The 21,103-nt window shown below is 64.4% G+C and carries 18 protein-coding genes; 5 read left to right on the top strand and 13 right to left on the bottom strand.

Annotation, left to right across the window (positions count from 1 at the left end):
• The first annotated feature begins 12 nt into the window (after positions 1 to 12).
• Together K3163_RS00210 and K3163_RS00205 are read left to right on the top strand one after the other, a co-directional pair.
• Positions 13 to 3,483 (top strand): efflux RND transporter permease subunit, encoded by a 3,471-nt coding sequence (locus K3163_RS00210; protein WP_221550603.1) that lies wholly within the window; start codon positions 13 to 15, stop codon positions 3,481 to 3,483.
• Positions 3,484 to 3,566: 83 nt separating this feature from the next.
• Positions 3,567 to 4,778, top strand: coding sequence for a DUF445 domain-containing protein (locus K3163_RS00205; protein ID WP_221429513.1), 1,212 nt, complete (start codon positions 3,567 to 3,569; stop codon positions 4,776 to 4,778).
• A gap of 12 nt (positions 4,779 to 4,790) precedes the next feature.
• On the opposite strand, the gene K3163_RS00200 is transcribed toward K3163_RS00205, so the two are convergent.
• The 3 genes from K3163_RS00200 to K3163_RS00190 are packed head-to-tail and all read right to left on the bottom strand — an operon-like array spanning position 4,791 to position 7,478.
• Positions 4,791 to 5,714 (bottom strand): energy transducer TonB, encoded by a 924-nt coding sequence (locus tag K3163_RS00200; RefSeq protein WP_221550601.1) that lies wholly within the window; start codon positions 5,712 to 5,714, stop codon positions 4,791 to 4,793.
• 60 nt (positions 5,715 to 5,774) lie between these two features.
• On the bottom strand, positions 5,775 to 6,704 hold the full coding sequence (locus K3163_RS00195; protein WP_221550599.1) for an electron transfer flavoprotein subunit alpha/FixB family protein: 930 nt from the start codon (positions 6,702 to 6,704) through the stop codon (positions 5,775 to 5,777).
• Positions 6,705 to 6,731: 27 nt separating this feature from the next.
• The gene (locus K3163_RS00190) at positions 6,732 to 7,478 is read right to left on the bottom strand and encodes an electron transfer flavoprotein subunit beta/FixA family protein (RefSeq protein WP_221550598.1); all 747 of its coding nucleotides are present in this window, start codon (positions 7,476 to 7,478) and stop codon (positions 6,732 to 6,734) included.
• A 202-nt stretch (positions 7,479 to 7,680) separates the two neighbouring features.
• Between K3163_RS00190 and K3163_RS00185 the strand changes: the two genes are divergently transcribed.
• Complete coding sequence (locus K3163_RS00185; RefSeq protein ID WP_221550589.1) at positions 7,681 to 8,553, top strand: DUF6265 family protein; 873 nt, start codon at positions 7,681 to 7,683, stop codon at positions 8,551 to 8,553.
• Between the two features lie 61 nt (positions 8,554 to 8,614).
• On the opposite strand, the gene sucC is transcribed toward K3163_RS00185, so the two are convergent.
• Positions 8,615 to 9,814: an ADP-forming succinate--CoA ligase subunit beta gene (gene sucC, locus K3163_RS00180; protein WP_221427355.1), complete on the bottom strand. Its 1,200-nt coding sequence runs from the start codon at positions 9,812 to 9,814 to the stop codon at positions 8,615 to 8,617.
• A 111-nt stretch (positions 9,815 to 9,925) separates the two neighbouring features.
• Between sucC and K3163_RS00175 the strand changes: the two genes are divergently transcribed.
• The gene (locus K3163_RS00175; protein WP_221550587.1) at positions 9,926 to 10,708 is read left to right on the top strand and encodes a 3'(2'),5'-bisphosphate nucleotidase CysQ; all 783 of its coding nucleotides are present in this window, start codon (positions 9,926 to 9,928) and stop codon (positions 10,706 to 10,708) included.
• Between the two features lie 65 nt (positions 10,709 to 10,773).
• On the opposite strand, the gene K3163_RS00170 is transcribed toward K3163_RS00175, so the two are convergent.
• On the bottom strand, positions 10,774 to 11,472 hold the full coding sequence (locus K3163_RS00170; RefSeq protein WP_221427357.1) for a YiaD family glycine zipper/OmpA-like lipoprotein: 699 nt from the start codon (positions 11,470 to 11,472) through the stop codon (positions 10,774 to 10,776).
• A gap of 167 nt (positions 11,473 to 11,639) precedes the next feature.
• On the opposite strand from K3163_RS00170, the gene K3163_RS00165 reads away from it, so the two are divergent.
• Positions 11,640 to 12,974 (top strand): hemolysin family protein, encoded by a 1,335-nt coding sequence (locus K3163_RS00165; RefSeq protein WP_221550585.1) that lies wholly within the window; start codon positions 11,640 to 11,642, stop codon positions 12,972 to 12,974.
• A gap of 42 nt (positions 12,975 to 13,016) precedes the next feature.
• On the opposite strand, the gene K3163_RS00160 is transcribed toward K3163_RS00165, so the two are convergent.
• The 8 genes from K3163_RS00160 to purE are packed head-to-tail and all read right to left on the bottom strand — an operon-like array spanning position 13,017 to position 21,102.
• The gene (locus tag K3163_RS00160; RefSeq protein ID WP_221427359.1) at positions 13,017 to 13,427 is read right to left on the bottom strand and encodes a DUF3035 domain-containing protein; all 411 of its coding nucleotides are present in this window, start codon (positions 13,425 to 13,427) and stop codon (positions 13,017 to 13,019) included.
• Positions 13,427 to 13,975, bottom strand: coding sequence for a signal peptidase II (gene lspA / locus K3163_RS00155; protein WP_221550583.1), 549 nt, complete (start codon positions 13,973 to 13,975; stop codon positions 13,427 to 13,429). Before lspA ends, K3163_RS00160 begins: the two co-directional genes overlap by 1 nt.
• Positions 13,972 to 16,947: an isoleucine--tRNA ligase gene (locus K3163_RS00150; protein ID WP_221550574.1), complete on the bottom strand. Its 2,976-nt coding sequence runs from the start codon at positions 16,945 to 16,947 to the stop codon at positions 13,972 to 13,974. Before K3163_RS00150 ends, lspA begins: the two co-directional genes overlap by 4 nt.
• The gene (locus K3163_RS00145) at positions 16,940 to 17,881 is read right to left on the bottom strand and encodes a bifunctional riboflavin kinase/FAD synthetase (protein WP_221550569.1); all 942 of its coding nucleotides are present in this window, start codon (positions 17,879 to 17,881) and stop codon (positions 16,940 to 16,942) included. Before K3163_RS00145 ends, K3163_RS00150 begins: the two co-directional genes overlap by 8 nt.
• Positions 17,878 to 19,059: a dipeptidase gene (locus K3163_RS00140; RefSeq protein ID WP_221550567.1), complete on the bottom strand. Its 1,182-nt coding sequence runs from the start codon at positions 19,057 to 19,059 to the stop codon at positions 17,878 to 17,880. The genes K3163_RS00145 and K3163_RS00140 overlap by 4 nt, the downstream gene beginning before the upstream one ends.
• Positions 19,056 to 19,547 (bottom strand): dihydrofolate reductase, encoded by a 492-nt coding sequence (locus K3163_RS00135; RefSeq protein WP_221550565.1) that lies wholly within the window; start codon positions 19,545 to 19,547, stop codon positions 19,056 to 19,058. The genes K3163_RS00140 and K3163_RS00135 overlap by 4 nt, the downstream gene beginning before the upstream one ends.
• Complete coding sequence (locus tag K3163_RS00130) at positions 19,544 to 20,611, bottom strand: 5-(carboxyamino)imidazole ribonucleotide synthase (RefSeq protein ID WP_221550563.1); 1,068 nt, start codon at positions 20,609 to 20,611, stop codon at positions 19,544 to 19,546. Before K3163_RS00130 ends, K3163_RS00135 begins: the two co-directional genes overlap by 4 nt.
• Complete coding sequence (gene purE, locus K3163_RS00125; protein WP_221550561.1) at positions 20,611 to 21,102, bottom strand: 5-(carboxyamino)imidazole ribonucleotide mutase; 492 nt, start codon at positions 21,100 to 21,102, stop codon at positions 20,611 to 20,613. The genes K3163_RS00130 and purE overlap by 1 nt, the downstream gene beginning before the upstream one ends.
• Between the last annotated feature and the right edge of the window lies 1 nt (position 21,103).

Here is a 21,103-nt window from a genome sequence, read left to right as displayed (position 1 = left end):
GGACTTCCCGCGATGAATTTCCGCAATATCTCCGCCTGGTCGATCCGCAACCCGGTGATCCCCCTGGTTGCGTTTACCGCGCTGCTGCTGGCCGGCATGCTGAGCTTTGCCCGCATGGACGTGGTGAACAACCCGGACATCGAATTCCCCGCGGTCAACGTAACGATCTCGCAGCCGGGCGCCGCCCCGACCGAGATCGAGAACCAGATCACCCAGCAGGTCGAATCCGCAGTGCGGTCGGTCAACGGGGTCAACAAGATCACCTCGACCGCGCGCGAAGGCAGCTCGAATACCTTCGTCGAATTCGAGATCGGCACCGATCCGAACAACGCCACCGCAGAGGTCAAGAACGCGATCGACCGCGTGCGCGGGAGCCTGCCCGACGGCATTCTCGAACCGCGTGTCGAGAAGGTCGAGATCGCCGGCGGCTTCCTCGGCATCTACGCTGTCGAAGCCAATGACATGACGATCGAACAGCTGAGCTGGTTCATCGACGATACGGTGGCCAAGCAGCTGCTTTCGATCGACGGCATGGCGGAAGCAGGCCGCTTCGGCGGCGTGAGCCGCGAGATCGAGGTCATCCTCGACCTGCCCAAGATGCAGGCCTACGGCGTCACCGCGAGCGAGATCAACTCGGTCCTGCGCCGCGACAATCTCGACGCGGCAGGCGGCATGGCCGAAGTCGGCGGCACCCGCCAGTCGGTCCGCGTCCTTGGCAACACCGGCAGTGCCTACGAGCTTTCGCAGCGCCAGATTCGCCTCGCCAACGGTACCACTCTCAAGCTCGGCGATGTCGCGACCGTGCGCGACGGTTATTCCGAACGCACCTCCATCTCGAAGGTTCGCGACCAGGAGGTCGTCAACTTCTACATGAGCCGCGCCAAGGGCGCCTCGGACGTCACCGTCTTTGCCGAAGCGCAGAAGAAGATCGCCGAGATCGAAGCCGCCAACCCCGACGTGCGCTTCATCCAGCTGTTCGACACGGTGAAGTACACCAAGGACCAGTACTCGAGCTCGCTCGCCGCCATGATCGAAGGCGCGATCCTCGCCGTCGTGGTCGTGTTCTTCTTCCTGCGTGACTGGCGTGCGACCTTCATTTCCGCCGTCGCGATCCCGCTTTCGGCGATCCCGACCTTCTGGTTCATGGACCTGCTCGGCTTCAACCTGAACCAGCTCTCGCTATTGGCGCTCGGTCTCGTGGCGGGCGTTCTGGTCGACGATGCGATCGTGGAGATCGAGAACATCGTCAGACATATGCGAATGGGCAAGAGCGCCTACCAGGCGTCGATCGACGCAGCCGACGAGATCGGCCTGCCCGTGGTCGCTACCAGTTTCTGTATCGTGGCGGTCTTCCTGCCCGTCGGCCTGATGCCGGGCGTGACCGGACAGTTCTTCAAGAACTTCGGCCTCACCGTCGTGATCGCCGTGCTGATGAGCCTTGCCGTGGCCCGTATGATCACGCCGATGCTGGCGGCCTACTTCCTCCAGGCCAAGGGCCATGCCGCCCACGGCGAGGGCAAGTGGATGGACCGCTACATGAACGTGCTCCACTGGTCGCTCGAGCGCGGAAAGATGCGCAAGCGCCGTGATGGCGTTTTGCCGCCCAAGCGCCGCTGGGCCTATGCTCTCTCGCTGCTGCTGACGGTAATCGTTCTGCTCGTGGTCTCGGCGATCGGCGTCTTCATGACCTTCGGCGCGATCGACGGTCTGCAGATCCCGCAGACGCTTGCAAATGCGGTCGCTGCAGAAGACACCTTCCTGCACTCGCTGATCATGCGCCCGCTCCAGCTGGTCCAGTTGGCCGTGGCTACCGCCGTAGGCTTTGCGATTGCCTTCGGCGTACTCAAGCTGCTCGGCTTGCTCACTCGCTTCGGCCAGCGCCTGGGCCAGAGCTGGCGTTATCTCGAAGCGCGCTTCTACGATCACCGCGTCTGGATGCTCGGTGTCGGCTGGTTCTCGTTCCTGCTGACCATCCTGCTGTTCGGCCAGACGCCTTTCCAGTTCAATCCGGAAGTCGACGATTCGAACGCGCAGGTCCGCATCGAGATGGTCCCCGGCACCACGCTGGAAGACACCGAACGCGTTTCCGACGGCGTTGCCGCGCTACTTTACGAGCAGCAGGAAGTGGAACGCGTGCTCGAGCGCGTTTCGGAAGGTAACGCGACGCTCTACATCACGCTCAAGCAGGATCGTGAGCGTCCGTCCTACGTCTTCACCCGCGATCTCGCGCCCGAACTCTCGCGTATTCCCGATGCGCGCGTGCGCTGGAACAACATGAACGGCCCGGGCGGCGGCGGTAGCGGCCGCGACCTGTCGATCATGCTCGCCGGGTCCGACCCCGTCCTCCTCAACGATACGGCCGCACAGCTGGTCGAGGAGATGAAGGATCTCGATACGATCGTCGCGCCGCGCATCACCGCCGACGTGCCGCGTCCCGAAATCCTCATCCGTCCGCGCCCCGAACTGCTTGCCGATCTCGGCGTGTCGACTGCGGCGGTGGGCCAGGCGATCCGCATCGCGACGATGGGCGAGATCGAGCAGAACGCCGCCAAGTTCTCGCTCTCCGATCGCCAGATCCCGATCCGCGTCCGCCTCCCCGAGACGGCGCGCGAGGATATCACGACGATCCAGAACCTGCCGGTCCCGACTGCCAACGGCACCTCGGTCCCGCTCGGCCGGATCGCGGACATCTCCTTCGGTGCAGGTCCCACGACCATCCAGCGCTACAACCAGAACCGCCGCGTCCTGATCGGTGCAGACCTTGCCAGCGGTGTCCTGCGCGGCGACGCGATGCAGCAGATCAACACGCTGCCGACCCTCGCCAATCTCCCGCAGGGCGTGATCCGCGACCAGGTGGGCGAAGACGAACTGCAGCAGGAACTGCTCGACAATTTCGCGGTCGCGCTGCTTGCCGGCATCCTGCTCGTGTTCGCCGTGCTGGTGCTCCTCTACAAGCGACTGATGAGCCCGCTGGTCAACATGACCTCGCTCGCGCTCGCCCCGCTCGGCGGTATCTTCCTCGTCTGGATCGTCGGACAGCCCCTCTCCATGCCGGTGCTGATCGGTATCCTGCTGCTGCTCGGTATCGTCTCGAAGAACTCGATCCTGCTGATCGACTTCGCGATCGAGGAAATGGACAAGGGCACACGCAAGATCGATGCCATCATCGACGCTGGCCACAAACGTGCGCAGCCGATCGTCATGACAACGGTCGCCATGACCGCGGGCATGGTGCCGACCGCACTCAGCCTTTCGGGCGACGGCGCATGGCGCGCACCGATGGGCACCGTCGTGATCGGCGGCCTGATCCTTTCGACGCTGCTTACGCTGCTGATCGTGCCGGCAGGCTTCAGCCTTGCCGACGGGTTCGAGAAGCGCGCCGGCCCGTGGCTGCGCAACAAGTTCCTCACCTATCGCCCCGGCGACGAGGATCGCGTTGTCCCATCCCAGGGCCAGCAGCCCGGGATCGAACCGGCGGAGTAAGCGTCGCCTAGGTTATGGCGGGCATATCAAAAGGAACGGGAATGATGGTGGGAGCGCCGCTCCCCCCTGACCGTGCGCGGGCCATGCGGCGGACTGCCACGGGCATGCTGTTCCTGATGGCGGCGATCTTCATCCTGTCTGCCCGCTACCTCGAACTGCATCCGGCGTGGGGATACGTGCATGCCTTTGCCGAGGCCGCCATGGTCGGCGGCCTTGCCGACTGGTTCGCAGTGACCGCGCTGTTCCGCCACCCGCTGGGCCTGCCGATCCCGCACACGGCCATCATTCCCGAGAACAAGGACCGCATCGCCGATACGATGGCGGGCTTCCTGCGCGAGAACTTCCTCACCCCGCAGGTGGTCGCGCGCCGCATGGGCGCGATGAACCTTGCCGGGGCGGTCGGCAGCTATCTTGCCGAACCCAGGGCCGCGAACGATTCGCGCGTCCGCATCGGCGCGGGCGAACTTGCCGTCGAGGTTCTCGAATCGCTCGATCCCGAGCGGCTGGGGACGCAGGTCCGCTCGGGTCTCGCAGCCCAGATCGAGAAGCTCGAGGTCGCACCGCTGCTCGGATCGATGCTCGACGCCATGATCGAGGACGGGCGGCACCGGATCGTGATCGACAAGATCATTCGCTGGGCAGGCCTTGTGCTCGAGGACAACGAGCAGATGGTCCGCGACATGGTGCACAAGCGCGCCAATGCGGTGCTGCGCCTCACCGGCCTCGATGAAAGGCTCGCCAACTCGGTCATCGACGGGCTCTACAAGCTGCTCGCCGAGGTGCTGGTCGATCCCGAACATCCGCTGCGCGACAAGATCGAGGAAGGCCTGCACGAACTCGCGCGTGGCATGCGCGAAGACCCCGAGATGCAGGAGCGGGTCGAGCGGATGAAGGTCGAACTGCTCAACAATCCCGCGATCGCCGACTGGTGGCAATCGGTCTGGGAGCGCATTCGCGCACGCCTGATCACCAGCATACGCGACAGCGGCGGTACGGGCAGCGGCTATCTCGGCGAAACGCTCGCCGAACTGGGCGAAGCGCTGCGCGACGACGAGCGGCTGCAACAGCAGGTCAATCGCTTCGCGCGCCGCACTGCGGTCGGCATTGCCACGCGCTATGGTGACCAGATCGTCCAGCTGGTGAGCGAGACCGTACGCCGCTGGGACGCCACCACGCTGACCGACCGAGTCGAGAGCGCGGTCGGCCGCGACCTCCAGTTCATCCGTATCAACGGTACGCTGGTGGGCGGGCTCGTCGGGCTGACGCTCCATGGCCTGATGGAGCTTTTCGGCTAGCGCGCGGCGCCCTCAGGGAATGCGGTAGACGATCCTATTGGTCAGGTAGGTACGGACAGGCTGGCCTTCCTTGTCGCGCGCAGGTTCGATCTCCGCGTAACGCTCGAAGGCCGTGCAGGGATGGCCGCCTAGCTCGAAATTGTCCGCCGCCGTCTGGTTGAGGAGCACGCAGTTCTCGATCTGGCCCTGCGTGTCGATGGTCATGCGAATGTGGAAGTCCGCCTGCGCGCCCCGCCTTAGCGCGGATTCCGGATAACGCTCGGCCACCTCGCGCGCGACCTTCGGCATGTTCGTTACTTCGGGCGGGCTTGCGACCTTTCGCTGCTCCTCCACGTCGAAGCCCCAGAACTCGACGAGGTCTTCCATGCACACGTTCATCGCCGCAAGCGGGGCCTCGAGCGAGCCCAGCTTGAGCCGGACGGGCGTGCGCCCGCGCTGGGAAAGGGTCAGCCACTCGATACCCGCCGCGCCCTTGGCGTCGAGTGCGGGCAGGCTGCGCGGATTGGCGAGATAGTCGGGTTCTTCGTCTTCGCCGTCATCATCGGGCTCGTCAGCAACGAAGCCGCTCGAACTCTGGATCGCGTTCCCGAACTCACCGAAGAACGAGCCCAGCAGTTCGAACTCGCCCGAATCGCCTCCGCCGCTGAATTCGAACGAAGTGTCACGCCCGTTGCGGTATTTCTCCAGTGCAGGCCCCGCGACGGTCCATTGCGCAATTTTCGACGGGTCCCACTGGTCGATCATGAAGATCGTCTTGTTCTCGCCCTCGCCGAACAGCCGCGCGATGCGGCACTTGTGTTCGCCCATGTCGAGGTTCCACGAGCTCGACGGCTCTAGCAGGACGAGCTCCGGGTCGTCCTTCGCCGAGGCGGCATTGGCCCCGGCAAGGCAAGTTGCTGCAAGCAAAGGCGACATGAATTTGGCGAGCGACCGCATGAAAAAACCCCTCCAAACCAGTATTGGTTCGAAGGGGTCTGAATTAGAACAAGATTTTCGTCAAAGCTTTTCAGTAAGCTCCGGCACGACCTTGAAGAGATCACCGACGAGGCCGATGTCCGCGACCTGGAAGATCGGGGCGTCCTCGTCCTTGTTGATGGCGATGATGGTCTTGGAGTCCTTCATGCCGGCAAGGTGCTGGATCGCGCCCGAGATGCCGATGGCGATATAGACTTCCGGAGCCACGATCTTGCCGGTCTGGCCGACCTGGTAGTCGTTCGGGACGTAGCCCGCGTCGACTGCGGCACGCGATGCACCGATGCCTGCGCCGAGCTTGTCGGCCAGCGGGGTGATGTACTCCTCGAAGGTCTCTGCGTCCTTGAGTGCGCGGCCACCCGAAACGATGACCTTGGCGCTGGTGAGTTCGGGACGGTCGCTCTCGGCGATTTCCTGGCTGACGAAGCTGGAGATGCCAGCGTCGCCCGAACCGGAGATGTCCTCGATCTCGGCCGAACCACCTTCTGCGGCTGCCTTTTCGAATGCGGTACCGCGGACGGTGACGACGAGCTTTTCGTCGGTCGATTCGACCGTGGCGATGGCGTTGCCGGCGTAGATCGGACGGGTGAAGGTCTTCTCGCCTTCGACCGAGAGGATGTCCGAAACCTGCATCACGTCGAGCAGGGCTGCGACGCGCGGTGCGATGTTCTTGCCGGTGGTGGTGGCAGGCGCGACGAAGGCATCGTGGTGGCCCATCTGCGCCGCGATCAGCGGTGCGACGTTTTCGGCCAGCGCGTGCTCGTAGGCCGCATCGTCGGCGAGGTGGACCTTGCCGACGCCTGCGATCTTGGCAGCCTGTTCAGCCACGGCGCGGCAACCCGAGCCAGCGACCAGCAGGTGCACTTCACCCAGCTTGCTTGCAGCGGTGACCGCCGAAAGCGTTGCGTCCTTCATCTCGGCATTGTCGTGTTCGACCCAGACGAGAGTTTTCATAGTTCTGTTCCTTTCCTGTCCGGGTTCTTACGCGATGCCGAGCGCTTTGATCTTGGCGACCAGCGCATCGACGTCCTCGACCTTTTCGCCTGCCTGGCGAACCGGCGGTTCGGAGACGTTGGTGGTCTTGAGGCGCGGCGCAGTGTCGACGCCGTAATCGGACGGGCTCTTGGTCTCGAGCGGCTTCTTCTTCGCCTTCATGATGTTCGGCAGCGAAGCATAGCGCGGCTCGTTCAAACGAAGGTCGGTGGTGACGATGGCGGGGAGCGAAAGCTTTACGGTCTCGAGACCGCCGTCGACTTCGCGCTTCACGACGACACTGTCGCCGTCGACTTCGACGGTGTTGGCGAAGGTGCCCTGCGGACGGCCCATGAGGGCTGCGAGCATCTGGCCGGTCTGGTTCGAATCGTCGTCGATCGCCTGCTTGCCGAGCATCACGATGCCCGGGGTTTCCTCGTCGGCGATGGCCTTGAGGATCTTGGCGACAGCGAGCGGTTCGACTTCGTCATCGGTCTCGACGAGGATCGCGCGGTCGGCGCCCATGGCGAGCGCGGTACGCAGCGTTTCCTGCGCCTTGGCCGGGCCGATCGAGACGGCGATGATTTCTTCCGCCTTGCCGGCTTCCTTGAGGCGAATAGCCTCTTCGACGGCGATTTCGTCGAAGGGGTTCATGCTCATCTTGACGTTGGCAAGGTCCACGCCCGAGCCATCGGCCTTCACGCGCGGTTTGACGTTGTAATCGATCACCCGCTTGACGGGGACGAGGATTTTCATGGGGGATACCTTCCTCTCGATAGAATCTGTGGCGCACGCCTAGCTTGCGTTTACGTAAACGTCAAGTTGGGCGGGCGAGCTTTTTGCGTTGCCCGGCGGGGTGATTGCCCGCGCCAGTGGCGAGGTCAAGCGCGCTGGTGCGCCTTGCTTTACTAACGCGGGCCTGCCGCGCTAGTTTCGGCGGAGAGACGGGAGGTTTGCGATGCGCGGCTGGACGATTTTCGCAGGGGTGCTGGCGGCATTGGCGAGCCCGCTTGCCGCGCAGGAAACGCGCGTGGCACCAGAGGGCCATACGCCTCCTCCGGCCACGCTCGATCAGGTGGACTGGCTCGTCGGCCAGTGGGCCGGCACCGGCATCGGCGGCGCGCCCGCCATGGAAAGCTGGCTGCCGCCGAGCGGCGGCACCATGGTCGGCACTTTCATCCAGGAAACGGAAGAAGGCGGGATTCGCTTCACCGAGCATCTCTACCTGATGGAAGAAGAGGGCACGTTGGTGCTGCGCCTCAAGCATTTCAACGCCGACCTCACCGGCTGGGAGGAAAAGGACGGCATGCTGACCTTCCGCCTGATCGCGGTGGAGGATTGCGCAGCCTATTTCCATGCGCTCACCTTGCGGTGTCGCAACCCTAGCTTCCCGGGCGAGGGATTGCTCGCGGCGGTCCGCATGCAATCGGGCGGGGAGCTGGTATTCCGCTTCGATGCGCTTGGCCCCGAGCATCCACAGCGCTGCCCCGATGCCATGACCACGGTCGAGATGAACCAGTGCTATGCCGATGTGCTCGGCCGCGCCGACGAGCGGCGCGAGGCCTATCTCGCGAAAGCGGTCGAGATACATGCCGACCGGCCCGAGCTGGCGAAAGAGATCGCGGCCAGCGATGCGGCCTTCCTCGCCTATCGCGATGCGGAATGCGGAGCTGTCTACGAAGACTGGAAGGAAGGCACGATCCGCGGCGTGATGGGGCTGACTTGCAGCATCTCCATGACCGACAGCCGCACGCTTACAATCTGGAGCAACTGGCTCACCTACATGGACAGCACGCCTCCCGTCCTGCCCGAGCCCAAGCCCACGCCGTAAAGAAAAAGGGCCGCGCCAGCACGAAGCCGGCACGGCCTTTCAACCTGGTCTGATGAGGCGCTTAGGCCGCCTGCTTGACCTCTGCCACGATCTTGCGGGCAGCATCGCCGAGGTCGTCTGCCGGAACGATCGGCAGGCCCGAGTTGGCGAGGATTTCCTTGCCCTTCTCGACATTGGTGCCTTCGAGGCGGACCACCAGCGGCACGTCCAGTTCGACTTCCTTGGCCGCAACCACGATGCCTTCTGCGATGGTGTCACAGCGCATGATGCCGCCGAAGATGTTGACGAGGATGCCCTCGACTGCCGGGTCCTTGAGGATGATCTTGAACGCAGCGGTGACCTTCTCGGTGGTGGCGCCACCGCCAACGTCGAGGAAGTTCGCCGGGAAGGCGCCGTTCAGCTTGATGATGTCCATCGTCGCCATGGCGAGGCCTGCGCCGTTGACCATGCAGCCGATATTGCCGTCGAGCTTGATGTAAGCGAGGTCGTATTCCGATGCTTCGACTTCGGCCGGGTCTTCCTCGGTCTCGTCGCGCATCGCTTCCACGTCCTTGTGACGATAGAGCGCGTTGCCGTCGAAGCTCATCTTGGTGTCGAGGACGAGGAGGTTGCCGTCCTTGTCTTCGACCAGCGGGTTGATCTCGAGCATCTCCATGTCGAGGTCCATGAATGCGGTGTAGAGCTGCTTGGCGAGCTTCTGGCACTGCTTGTTGGTGTCGCCCGTCAGCTTGAGGGCGAAGGCCACCGCGCGGCCGTGGTGGGGCATGAAGCCCTGTGCCGGGTCGATGGTGATGGTGGTGATCTTCTCGGGCGTTTCGTGCGCGACGTCCTCGATGTCCATGCCGCCTTCGGTCGAAGCGATCATGGCGACCCGGCCAGTGGCGCGGTCGACCAGCATCGAGAGATAATATTCATGCGCGATGTCGACACCGTCGGTGACGTAGAGGCGGTTGACCTGCTTGCCTTCGTCGCCGGTCTGGATCGTCACCAGCGTGTTGCCGAGCATTTCCTTCGCGTTGGCTTCGACTTCCTCGATGCTCTTCGACAGGCGGACGCCGCCCTTCGCATCGGGGCCGAGTTCCTTGAACTTGCCCTTGCCGCGGCCACCCGCGTGGATCTGGGCTTTCACGACATAGAGCGGCCCCGGAAGCTGCTTCGCGCCTGCGACTGCTTCTTCGACAGTCATTGCTGCGTGACCCGCGGGAACGGCGATACCGTATTTCGCGAGAAGTTCCTTGGCCTGGTATTCGTGGATGTTCATGGGGGATCTGGTCCTTCGCGAGATTTGCGTGCGGAGATTCTTCACGGGCGCATAAGCATACGTAGGCCCGCTTGAAAAGTGCGACTTTCGGGTGCAGTGCCCCCCAATCCCATGATCGACAGCAAACGACTCGAAACTATTGTCGCTGAAGCCGGCAAGATCGCGCTTGGCCTGTGGCCCGGCGCAGGTGCCGAGCTGCGCGCGTGGGAGAAGACCCCGGGCAGCCCGGTGTGCGAGGCCGATCTCGCGGTTGATGCCTTCCTCAAGCGAGAGCTGGGCGCACTTCTGCCGGCGGCAGGGTGGCTTTCCGAAGAGACCGCCGATGATCCTGCCCGGCTGGAGCACGACCTCATCTGGATGGTCGATCCGATCGACGGGACGCGCGATTTCATCCGGGGCCGGACGGGCTGGGCGGTTTCCGTCGCGCTGATCAGCGCGGGACGGCCGCTGATCGGCACCCTGTGTGCGCCCGCCCGCGAAGAGGTCTGGCAGGCGGTTGCGGGGCAGGGGGCAAGCCGCAACGGCAAGGTGCTCTCGGCCTCGACGCGTACCGAATTCGAAGGCGCGCGCGTGCCGGCAGCGGACCTGATGAAGCAGGACCGCATGCTGACCAAGGTCGACCAGCCCAATTCGATCGCCCTGCGTATCGCCATGGTCGCTGCCGACGAAGCGGATCTCGTGGCGACGCTTCGCTGGGGCTTCGAGTGGGATATTGCCGCGGCAGGCCTGATCGCGCGCGAAGCAGGAGCAGCGATCTCCGACAGTTTCGGGCGCAAGCTCGACTACAACAAGCGCGACCCGCGCGCCTTCGGTGTCGTGGCCAGCGCTCCGGCGATCCACGCGGCGACGATCGAGCATCTATCCGAGCGCGCCCACAAGGTCGCGGGCAAGTAAAAAGGGCCGGGCTGGTGCCCGACCCCTCTCTGCGACTGTTCCGAAGAACTCGGTAGGAAGGCGACCTATTGGTTCGCCTGTGCAGCGTCGACGTCGTCCTGGTCGAACGGGATGATCTTGATTTCGACACGGCGGTTGAGCGGTTCGTTCACGCCGTCGCCGGTCTTGATCTTGAGATGCTCGTACTGCTCGCCATAACCCTGCCAGCGGATGCGCGAGGAGCTGACGCCGCGGCTGATCAGGTAATTGGCGACAGCCTGCGCACGCTGTTCGGACAGGCGCTGGTTGAGCGAATCCGAACCGGTCGTGTCGGTGTAGCCGTAAACGTCGATCAGGCTGTTGGGATACTCGACGAGGTTCGCTGCGACATTGTCGAGCGTGGCACGGAAGGCCGAGTTGATCGTCGCGCTCCCGGTGGCGAAGGTCACGCCGTCGGGCAGGTTCACGAGGATGGCATCGCCGCCGTCGACTTCGGTGACATCGACGCCCGAACCTTCGGTCTGCTCCTTCAGCTCCTTGATCTGCTGGTCCATGCGGTAGCCGACATAGCCGCCAGCTGCACCGCCGGCTGCCGCGCCGATGATGCGGCCGGTCTTGCCGCCGATGACGCCGCCGAGCAGGCCGCCGGCAACAGCGCCGCCGACACCGCCGAGAACGGTGCGCGAGACCTTGCGTTCGCCCGTGTTCGGGTCGGTGACGCAGGCAGAGGTGCCCATCAGGGCGATTGCCGAGAAGCCTGCGAGAAATATTCTTGATGTTTTCATAGTTTCTTCCCCTTCATCGAGACTGACACACACCGGTTCGGGAGAGCCGGTCATGCCCATTGGCGGAGGGACGCACCCACCGCGTCTCTAGACTTCCCAAACACGTGAATTCACAGCCTGTTCCGACAGACGCTTCCAAGGCTGCACTTTTGTGCTAGCGAGAAGGGGTGACACCCTTTCCCTGGACCGACCTCCTGATCATTGCCGGGCTGATCCTGCTCAACGGCGTTTTCGCCATGAGCGAGCTGGCAATCGTTTCCGCCCGCACCGCGCGGCTGCGCTCTGCCGCGCAGCAGGGAAGCGCGGGCGCCAAGACGGCAATTGCGCTGGCGGCGGACCCGGGCAAGTTCCTTTCGACCGTGCAGATCGGCATCACGCTGGTCGGGATCGTGGCGGGTGCCTATTCGGGCGCGAGCCTCGGCGAGCCGGTGGGCGAACGCCTTGCCGTTCTGGGTGTCCCATCCGAGTGGGCGGGCGAAGCGGGCTTTGCACTGGTGATCGCGCTCACCACCTATTTCAGCCTCGTGATCGGCGAGCTCGTGCCCAAGCAGGTCGCGCTGCGCGCCGCGGTGCCGATCGCGGTCACCATGGCGCGCCCGATGGCGCTGCTCGCACGCGTGGCGGCGCCGCTGGTCTGGCTGCTCGATACTTCCTCGGGCCTGCTGATCCGCCTGCTGGGCGTGAAGCCCGCAGGGCAGAGCGCGGTCACGGCGGAAGAACTGCACATGCTCTTCGCCGAGGCCACCAAGACCGGCGTGATCGAGACCGAACAGCACCAGATGCTCGCGGGCGTCGTACGGCTGGCGCAGCGTCCCGTGCGCGAGGTGATGACGCCGCGCACCGATGTCGACTGGATCGACGTCAACGCCGACGAAGAGGCCATCCGCGCCCTGCTGGAAGAGAGCCCGCATTCGATCTGGCCCGTCGCCGACGGCTCGCCCGACAAGATTCTAGGCCTCGTGCGTGTGCGCGAGGTTCTCGGCGTCCTGCTTGCAGGCGAAGGCGTCGCGCTCGAAACCCTGATGCGCAAGGCCGAGGTCGTGCCCGACCAGCTCGACGCGGTGGATGCGCTTCGCGTGCTGCAACAGGCCGATATCGCCATGGCCATGGTGCACGACGAATACGGCCACCTCGACGGCATCGTGACGCCGGTGGACCTGCTCACCGCGCTGGTCGGCGATTTCGCCAGCGACCAGGACCCGGGCGATGCGCCGGGTATCGTCGAACGCACCGATGGCTCGCTGCTGGTGGCTGGATCGCTCTCGGCCGATGCGCTCGCCGACCGGCTGGGCCTCGACTACGGCGACGACCGCGAATTCGCTACGGTGGCGGGCTTCTGTCTCGCCGTGCTGAAGAAGCTCCCGAGCGAAGGCGAGTTCTTCGAGGAACAGGGCTGGCGCTTCGAGATCATCGACCTCGACGAACGCCGGATCGACAAGGTCCTAGTCACCGACATCTCGCCCAAGGCGAAGAGCGAAGACCCGGAAGACTTCACGATCTAGCTTGTGGGGACGAACCCGCGGATGCGGGTTCGAAAAGCAATATCAACCCGGGATTACGGCCTGTGCCGATGCGCCGTCACCTTCGGGGGCGGCGATGATGTCGCGGGTCACGGCGCCCTTGGCGACGGTGTTGGTGTCTTCCGAACCCACGGCCGAGCGGATGCCCGGTTCTGCAGCGCCGGCGCGGTCGAGAGCGCTGGTCTCGACGCCGCTGCGGGGGGCGGGGCCGCCGAAGAGTGCTTCGAGAGCCTGGTCGGCGGCAGTGCCTTCGACCGGACGCGGAGCGCCCGGAGCGGGCGGCACGAGGTTGAAGTCGGGCGGCACCACCAGCGGAGCCTGGCGCTGGACGGCGAATTCGTCGGGACGGTCGCGGTTGAGGAAACCGCCGCCGCCACATGCCGCAAGCATGCTCGAGACTGCACCAACAATGGCGATACGGGCGATAGTGTTCATTATTTGCTCTCCGCGGCGTCTGCCGGCTTGCCTTCCATGAGGTCGTCGACCTCTTGATCGTCCTTGTCGCGCATGAAGAAGGCGCGGGCAAGGATAATGAGGACGCCGATGGTGATAGCCGCATCGGCGATGTTGAAAATGAGGAACGGGCGGAAATCCCCGATGTGGAAATCGGCATAGTCGATGACATAGCCGAGCTCGTAGCGGTCCTTGATGTTGCCCAGAGCGCCGCCGAGGATGAACGACAGGCCGAGGATGTCGCCGAACAGCTTTTCGCGGAACATCCAGATCGTCACCACCAGCGCGATCAGTGCGGTTGCGCCGACGAGCATCCAGCGCGCCTCGAGGCTGTTCGCCTCGAACATGCCCATCGAAACGCCGAAGTTGCGCGTGAAGCGCAGGTCGAAGAAGGGGAGCAGGTACATCACGTCGCCCGGGCTATCGATGCCGAGGGAGCCGGTGACGAGGCGTTTCACCCACTGGTCGGCCGCATAGAGCGCAAATGCGATCGCAACGCCGATCAGGCGCAGTTTGAGCAGCGGGTTCATTCTGCAGCATCCAGCTGGGCGACGACCGGCTCGCACCGGTCGCACAGTGCGCCGTCCTCCGGAACGGAAGGCAGCAGGCGCCAGCAGCGGCCGCACTTGTTTTCGTCGGTGCGCGAGACAGTCACCTCGTCGCTATCGCCGCGCGTCACTGACGCGGTGATGAACAGTTCTGCGAGATCTTCGTCCGAGAAGCCTTCGGGCACCGCGCTTGCGGGCACGGTGACATCGGCTTCGAGGCTGGAGCGGATGGTCTTGTCGCGGCGCAGCGGCTCGATCGCCTCGGTTACACGTTCGCGAAGCGCGCGCAGCTTGTCCCAGCGCTCGCCGTCGGCAGTCACGCCCATGACCGGCGGCCAGTCGAGCAGGTGGACGCTGCCACCTTCCGGATAGCGCGTCGTCCAGACTTCTTCTGCCGTGTAGACCAGCACCGGCGCGGCGTAGCGCACCAGCGCGTGGAACAGCAGGTCGAGCACGGTGCGATAGGCATTGCGCTTCACGCTGTCGGGCCCGTCGCAATAGAGCACGTCCTTGCGGATATCGAAGTAGAAGGCCGAGAGGTCCTCGTTGCAGAAATCGACCAGCAGGCGCGTGTAGGTGTTGAAGTCGTATTCCTCGGCGGCCTTCTTCAGCTTGCCGTCGAGATCGGCCAGCAGCGCGAGGACATAGACCTCAAGCTCGGGAATCTCGCCCGCATCGCCCATGTCGCCGACGAAACCGTCGAGCGCGCCGAGCAGGTAGCGGAAGGTGTTGCGCAGGCGGCGGTACTGGTCGCCCACGCCCTTGAGGATTTCATCGCCGATGCGGTGGTCTTCGGTGAAGTCGACGCTGAGCGCCCAGAGGCGGATGATGTCGGCGCCGTACTGTTCCATGACCTTCAATGGGTCGATGGTGTTGCCGAGGCTCTTCGACATCTTCTTGCCATCGCTCGCCATGGTGAAGCCGTGGGTCAGCACCGCATCATAGGGTGCACGGCCGCGGGTGGCGGAGCTCTCGAGCAGGCTCGACTGGAACCAGCCGCGATGCTGGTCACTGCCTTCGAGATAGAGGTCGGCGGGCCAGCGCTGGTCGGGCCAGCGGTCGCCTTCGAGGGTGAAGGCATGGGTGCAGCCCGAATCGAACCAGACGTCGAGAATGTCGGTGACCATCTCGAATTCTGCCGGATCGTGATCGGCGCCGAGATATTCGGCCTTGCGGCTTTCGTCCCAGGCATCGACGCCTTCTTCGCGCACCGCTGCGACCACACGCGCGTTGACCGCCGGGTCCTGGAGGTAGGTGCCGTCGCTGCGCACGAAGAGCGTGATCGGCACGCCCCATGCGCGCTGGCGGGAGAGCACCCAGTCGGGGCGGCCTTCGACCATCGAACCGATGCGGCGGCGGCCCTTTTCGGGATAGAACTTCACCCGCTCGATCTCGCGCATGGCGATTTCGCGCAAGGTGGAGTGGTCCTTGCTCGTGGCCATAGCGACAGCCGCGCCGAAACCTTCGGGCACGGCTACGTCGAAGTCGCCCACGTCGAGCGGCTTGTCCATCGGCACGAACCACTGCGGCGTGCAGCGGTAGATGACCTTGGCCTTCGAACGCCATGAATGCGGATAGGAGTGTGCGTAGTCGTCGCTGGCCGAAAGCAGCGCACCTGCTTCGCGCAGGTCCGAACAGATCGGGCCTTCGGGCGCGTTGAAGGCCTTGTTGATTACCGCGCGGCGGCGCTCGTCGTTGCCACCGAGCCATTCCCAGTCGTCGCGATAGCGCCCGTCGCCCATGACGGCGAAGACCGGCTCGATGCCGTGCTCGCGGCAGAGCAGGAAGTCGTCCTCGCCATGGTCGGGCGACATATGGACGAGGCCCGTACCGCTGTCGGTGGTGACGAAATCCCCCGCGAGCAGCGGACGCGGCTTGGCGTAGAAGCCGCCGAGATGATGCATCGGGTGGTGGACTATGGATCCCGCTAAGTCGGAACCTTTGATCTTTTCATAGGAATACTCGAAGGTCGGCTTCGCCTTCTCTTCATCTCCGTCAAATATTTGCGCTGACGCGCGCCAAAATTCCTTCGCCAGACGCGAAAAGAACTCACCCTCCCGCTCAACTGCGACAAGCAGCTTCGTCCCACGCAACAGGGGAAATAGAGGGTGTAAGGATACATCGAATGGATCCGGTTCGCCTGCGCGAAAGCCGATTCCACGCATCTCGACAAGTCGGTACTCAACATCCGGCCCATAGGCCAAAGCCTGGTTCACCGGGATCGTCCACGGCGTGGTGGTCCAGATCACCGCATGCGCGCCGACAAGTTCCTGAATCGGCGATTCCACGATCTCGAAGGCCACGTCGATCTGGGTCGAGGTGATGTCCTCGTATTCGACCTCGGCTTCGGCCAGCGCGGTTTCCTCGACCGGCGACCACATCACCGGCTTCGATCCGCGATAGAGATTGCCGGCTTCGGCAAACTTCATCAGCTCGGCAACGATGGTCGCCTCGCTCTCGAACTGCATGGTGAGGTAGGGATTGTCGAAATCCGCCATAAGGCCGAGACGTTTGAGCTGTTCGCGCTGAACGTCGACCCACTTCTGCGCATAGGCGCGGCATTCGGCGCGGAATTCGCTCGCCGGAATGGCGTTCTTGTCGCGCTTCTTCTTGCGGAACTGTTCCTCGACCTTCCACTCGATCGGCAGGCCGTGGCAGTCCCAGCCGGGCACGAAGGGCGCGTCCTTGCCGAGCAGCGTCTGTGAACGCACCACCATGTCCTTGAGGATGCGGTTCAGCGCATGGCCGATATGCATGTCGCCATTGGCGTAGGGAGGGCCGTCGTGAAGGATGAACTTCTCGCGGCCTTCACGCGCCTCGCGCAGCTGCTGGTAGAGGTTTTCTTCCTGCCAGCGCGCAAGGATCTTCGGCTCCTTCTGGGGGAGGCCGGCCTTCATGGGAAAATCGGTCTTGGGAAGGAAGACCGTGTCTCTGTAATCGCGCTGTTCAGTCATTGCCGCGCGCGCTTAGAAGATGGCGCGCTTTCTCGCAATCTTTCTCCATCTGCGCGATCAAATCATCGAGGCTGTCGAACTTCGCCTCGCCGCGCAGGAAGTGGTGGAAGGCCACCTCGATCTCCTGCCCGTACAGATCGCCGGAGAAATCGAAGAAATAGGGTTCGAGCAGTTCCTTGGGCGGTTCGAACTGCGGGCGCACGCCGATATTGGCCGCGCCTTTCAGCTCCTGCCCGGTCGAAAGGATGCGCCCCGTCACGGCGTAGATGCCGTATTTCGGGCGCAGGTAATGCTCGATCGAGAGGTTGGCGGTGGGATAGCCGATCTCGCGCCCGCGCTTGTCGCCGTGCCGGACCACGCCGCGAATCGCGAAGGGGCGGGTGAGAAGGCGCGCGGCTTCCTGCGGATCGCCCTCGCGCAGCGCCTCGCGCACGCGGCTGGAGGATACGGGCGCGCCGCCATCCATCACCGGATCGACTGCGCGCGCCTCGATGCCGACTTCCTTGCCGAGCTCGACCAGCTTTTCGAAATTGCCGCCGCGCGCCTTGCCGAAAGTAAAGTCTCCGCCGGTCACGACGCCTTTCGCGCCCAGCTTTTCAGCCAGCAGCACGCGGACGAAATCTTCCGCCGTGGTCCCGGCCAGTTCGCCGTCGAAATGGAACACCAGCATCGCGGTGGCTCCGGCGGCAAGGTAGAGCTCCTGCCGCTGTTCGAGCGTGGTGAGCCGGAAGGGAGCCGCATCGGGCTTGAAGAAGCGCACCGGATGCGGATCGAAGGTGGCGATGATCGAGGGGCGACCTTCCGCACGCGCCCAGTCGATCGCCTCCTTCGCCACTGCCTGGTGGCCGAGGTGGAATCCGTCGAAATTGCCCAGCGCGATGATCGCACCGCGTAAGGATTCGGGCAGCGGTTCGCGGTGATCAAGGAACCTCACGATGCGGTCTCCATCGGTTCAATCCCGGCGCCAAGGACGCGCAGGGCGTTTCCGCCCATGGCCGCGCGAATTTCCTCTTCGGTGAAGCCTTCGTCCAGCAGCGCCTGCGTCACCTGGGTCAGCTCGCTGGTGTCGAAACGGGTCGTGACCGAGCCGTCGTAATCGCTTCCGAGGGCGACATGCTCTATGCCGACAAGATCGCGGATATGACGCATCGCCGTAGCTACCGAGCGCGGCGAGGTGTCGCAGACTGCGCCCGGCCAATAGCCCACGCCGATAATCCCGCCGGTCCGCGCCACGCCGCGAATCTGCTCGTCGGTGAGATTGCGGTTCACCTCGCAGGTCGCCTGGACGCCGCCATGGCTGGAGACGACAGGGCGGCGGGCCATCGCAAGGATGTCGGCGACGCAGGCGGGGCTGCAATGCGCGATGTCCACGATCATGCCGAGTTCTTCCATGCGTCGCACCACCGCGCGGCCCATGTCGGTCAAACCGCCCTTGTCGACGCCGTGCATCGAGCCGGCGAGATCGTTGTCGAAGAAATGGGTAAGGCCCGCCATCCGGAAGCCTGCCGCGTGGAGCTTTTCCAGATTGGCGGGGTCGCCTTCGAGATTGTGCAGGCCCTCGATCGAAAGCATCGCGCCGACGCTGTCCCGACCGGTATCGCGTGAGCGGAGCAAGCGCTCGACGTCTTCCTGCCCGTGGATCTGGAACAGCGTGTCGCGCTCTTCCCCGACGGCGCGGTCCAGCTTTTCTGCATGCCATAGCGAGCGTTCGAGCAGGCTGCTCCACGTGCGCAGCGGCTGGAGCTGGCCGATCACGAGCGGGGTAATGTTGTCGGTCTCGCCGGTGTTCGAATCGTAATTCTGGTCGCGCGGCGACTTCGTAACGCTGGAGAAGACCTGCAGGGCGACGTTGCCTTCGCGCAGGCGCGGCAAGTCCACGTGTCCTCGGTCGGCGCGGTCCAGCATGTCGCGCTTCCACAAGAGCGTGTCCGAATGCAGGTCGACAATCTGCAATGTCTCGTGGAGGTCACGCGCTTCCTGCGAGACCTCGATCAGCGGCTCGCCATCGATGCGATTGAGGTCGCGTTCGACATATCCCGGCGCAAAGATGAAGAACCCCAGCAATCCGCCGATCACCAGCACGACCAGAGCGATGACGATCCGGCGCTTCATTCCGCAGTCTCTCCGACGCGGGTGTAGGTCAGGAAGGAATAGGCAGGCCGCTCGTCCTTCGCCTCGTGGTCCTCGCGGCCGGCGATTTCCCATTCGGGGCCGAGCGGCGGCATGAAGACGTCGCCGTCGAATTCCTCGTGGATCTCGGTCAGCTCGACCCGTTCGGCGAGCGGCATGAAAACGTCGAAGATCGCAGCGCCGCCGATGACCGCGATGTCACCTTCTCCTGCCTTCGCGATCGCTTCCTCGACAGAACGGACGACTTCCGCGCCGGTCGAATCCCAGCGCTCCTTGCGCGTCAGCACGATATGGCGGCGTCCGGGCAGGAGGCCGGGCAGGCTCTCGAAGGTCTTGCGGCCCATGATCATGGGCTTGTCCATCGTCAGCGCCTTGAAGCGCTTGAGATCGGCGGGAAGGTGCCAGGGCAAAGCCCCGTCCTTGCCGATCGCGCCATTGGCCGAGCGCGCATAGATCAGGAACAAACTCATCCGCGGGTGTCGAGCGACAGCCTGGTGATGTGGCCCATCTTGCGGCCCTCGCTCGCCTCGGCCTTGCCATAGTCGTGCAGGTGCGAATTGCTGCTCGCGAGGAAAGCGTATGCGCCGTCGATCTCGCTGCCGATGATGTTGCGCATCTCGATGCCCGGCGCGACGGTCCGCGTGTCGCCGAGCGGCAGGCCGGCAATCGCGCGGATGTGGTTCTCGAACTGACTGGTGGCCGCGCCCTCGATCGTCCAGTGCCCCGAATTGTGCACGCGCGGGGCCATCTCGTTGAAGATCGGGCCTTCGTGCGTGGCGAAGAATTCGAGCGTCAGCACGCCGACGTAATTGAGCGCATCGGCAACCTTGCGGGCCAGCACGCGGGCGTCGGCAACCTGTCCTTCGACGGCGCTGCCAGCAGGATAGTGCGCAGCGGCGAGGATGCCGCCCTCGTGGACGTTGCGGGTCGAATCCCAGAAGCGGATCTCGCCGTCTTGCGCGCGGACGAGGATGACGGAGAACTCAGCGTCGAACTCGACGAAGCCTTCGTAGATGAGCGGGACGTCGGGCAGCTTGAGCGCCTGCGCATCGCGCGACGAGGCGATGCGCCACTGGCCCTTGCCGTCATAGCCGTCGCGGCGGGTCTTGAGGATGCCGGGCGCGCCGAGCCGGTCGACCGCGCTTTCGAGGTCGTGACGCGAATCGATACGCGCATAGGCAGCGGGCCTTCCGCCGAGGCCTTCGATGAAGCGTTTTTCGCTGAGGCGGTCCTGCGCAGTCTCGAGCGCGAGCGGGCCGGGGTGGATCTTTTCGGCCGGGACCGTGCGCGCGGTTTTTACTGGTACGTTCTCGAATTCCCATGTCACGACGTCGCAGGCATCGGCAAAGGCCCTGACCCGATCGCTGTCGTCCCATGCGGCGGTATGGAATGCATCGCAGACGGCGGCTGCGACATTGTCGCCTTCGGGGGCAAACCCGATGCACCTGTAGCCGAGCTGCACCGCGCTCATCGCCATCATGCGGCCGAGCTGGCCGCCGCCGAGGATGCCGATCGTCGATCCGCGCGCCAGCATCAGCCTTCAGGCCTTTCGGTCACGGCGTCGCTGCGCGCCTGGCGCCAATCCTTGAGACGCTGAGCCAGCGCCGGGTCGTTATTGGCGAGGATTGCTGCAGCGAAGAGGCCTGCATTGGTCGCACCCGCTTCGCCGATGGCCAGCGTGCCGACCGGGACACCGGCGGGCATCTGGACGATCGAGAGCAGGCTGTCCTGGCCCGACAGCGCCTTCGACTGAACCGGAACGCCGAGCACGGGAACATGCGTCAGCGCCGCGATCATGCCGGGCAGGTGCGCTGCGCCGCCAGCGCCTGCGATGATGACGTGAAAGCCTTCGCTCTCCGCTGCCTTGGCGAAATCATACATGCGGTCGGGTGTGCGGTGCGCCGAGACGATGCGCACATCGCTTTCGACGCCCAGCTCCTCGAGCACTTCCGCAGCACACTTCATGGTCGACCAGTCGGACTGGCTCCCCATCACGATCGCGACCTTTGCCTCCCCCTGCGCCATC

Origin of the sequence: Qipengyuania xiapuensis, from assembly GCF_019711395.1 — a bacterium.
GTDB lineage: Bacteria > Pseudomonadota > Alphaproteobacteria > Sphingomonadales > Sphingomonadaceae > Qipengyuania > Qipengyuania xiapuensis.
This window is presented reverse-complemented; position numbering and strand designations above follow the sequence as displayed.

What these genes read in the sequence shown, in the direction of transcription:
- K3163_RS00210 (WP_221550603.1), top strand. Translation starts at nt 13, where the DNA reads ATGAATTTCCGCAATATCTCCGCCTGGTCGATCCGCAACCCGGTGATC.
- K3163_RS00160 (WP_221427359.1), bottom strand. Translation starts at nt 13,427, where the DNA reads ATGAACACTATCGCCCGTATCGCCATTGTTGGTGCAGTCTCGAGCATG.
- K3163_RS00170 (WP_221427357.1), bottom strand. Translation starts at nt 11,472, where the DNA reads ATGAAAACATCAAGAATATTTCTCGCAGGCTTCTCGGCAATCGCCCTG.
- lspA (WP_221550583.1), bottom strand. Translation starts at nt 13,975, where the DNA reads ATGAACCCGCTGCTCAAACTGCGCCTGATCGGCGTTGCGATCGCATTT.
- K3163_RS00185 (WP_221550589.1), top strand. Translation starts at nt 7,681, where the DNA reads ATGCGCGGCTGGACGATTTTCGCAGGGGTGCTGGCGGCATTGGCGAGC.
- K3163_RS00205 (WP_221429513.1), top strand. Translation starts at nt 3,567, where the DNA reads ATGCGGCGGACTGCCACGGGCATGCTGTTCCTGATGGCGGCGATCTTC.
- K3163_RS00130 (WP_221550563.1), bottom strand. Translation starts at nt 20,611, where the DNA reads ATGCTGGCGCGCGGATCGACGATCGGCATCCTCGGCGGCGGCCAGCTC.
- K3163_RS00135 (WP_221550565.1), bottom strand. Translation starts at nt 19,547, where the DNA reads ATGAGTTTGTTCCTGATCTATGCGCGCTCGGCCAATGGCGCGATCGGC.
- K3163_RS00175 (WP_221550587.1), top strand. Translation starts at nt 9,926, where the DNA reads ATGATCGACAGCAAACGACTCGAAACTATTGTCGCTGAAGCCGGCAAG.
- sucC (WP_221427355.1), bottom strand. Translation starts at nt 9,814, where the DNA reads ATGAACATCCACGAATACCAGGCCAAGGAACTTCTCGCGAAATACGGT.
- K3163_RS00200 (WP_221550601.1), bottom strand. Translation starts at nt 5,714, where the DNA reads ATGCGGTCGCTCGCCAAATTCATGTCGCCTTTGCTTGCAGCAACTTGC.
- K3163_RS00195 (WP_221550599.1), bottom strand. Translation starts at nt 6,704, where the DNA reads ATGAAAACTCTCGTCTGGGTCGAACACGACAATGCCGAGATGAAGGAC.
- K3163_RS00190 (WP_221550598.1), bottom strand. Translation starts at nt 7,478, where the DNA reads ATGAAAATCCTCGTCCCCGTCAAGCGGGTGATCGATTACAACGTCAAA.
- purE (WP_221550561.1), bottom strand. Translation starts at nt 21,102, where the DNA reads ATGGCGCAGGGGGAGGCAAAGGTCGCGATCGTGATGGGGAGCCAGTCC.
- K3163_RS00140 (WP_221550567.1), bottom strand. Translation starts at nt 19,059, where the DNA reads ATGAAGCGCCGGATCGTCATCGCTCTGGTCGTGCTGGTGATCGGCGGA.
- K3163_RS00150 (WP_221550574.1), bottom strand. Translation starts at nt 16,947, where the DNA reads ATGACTGAACAGCGCGATTACAGAGACACGGTCTTCCTTCCCAAGACC.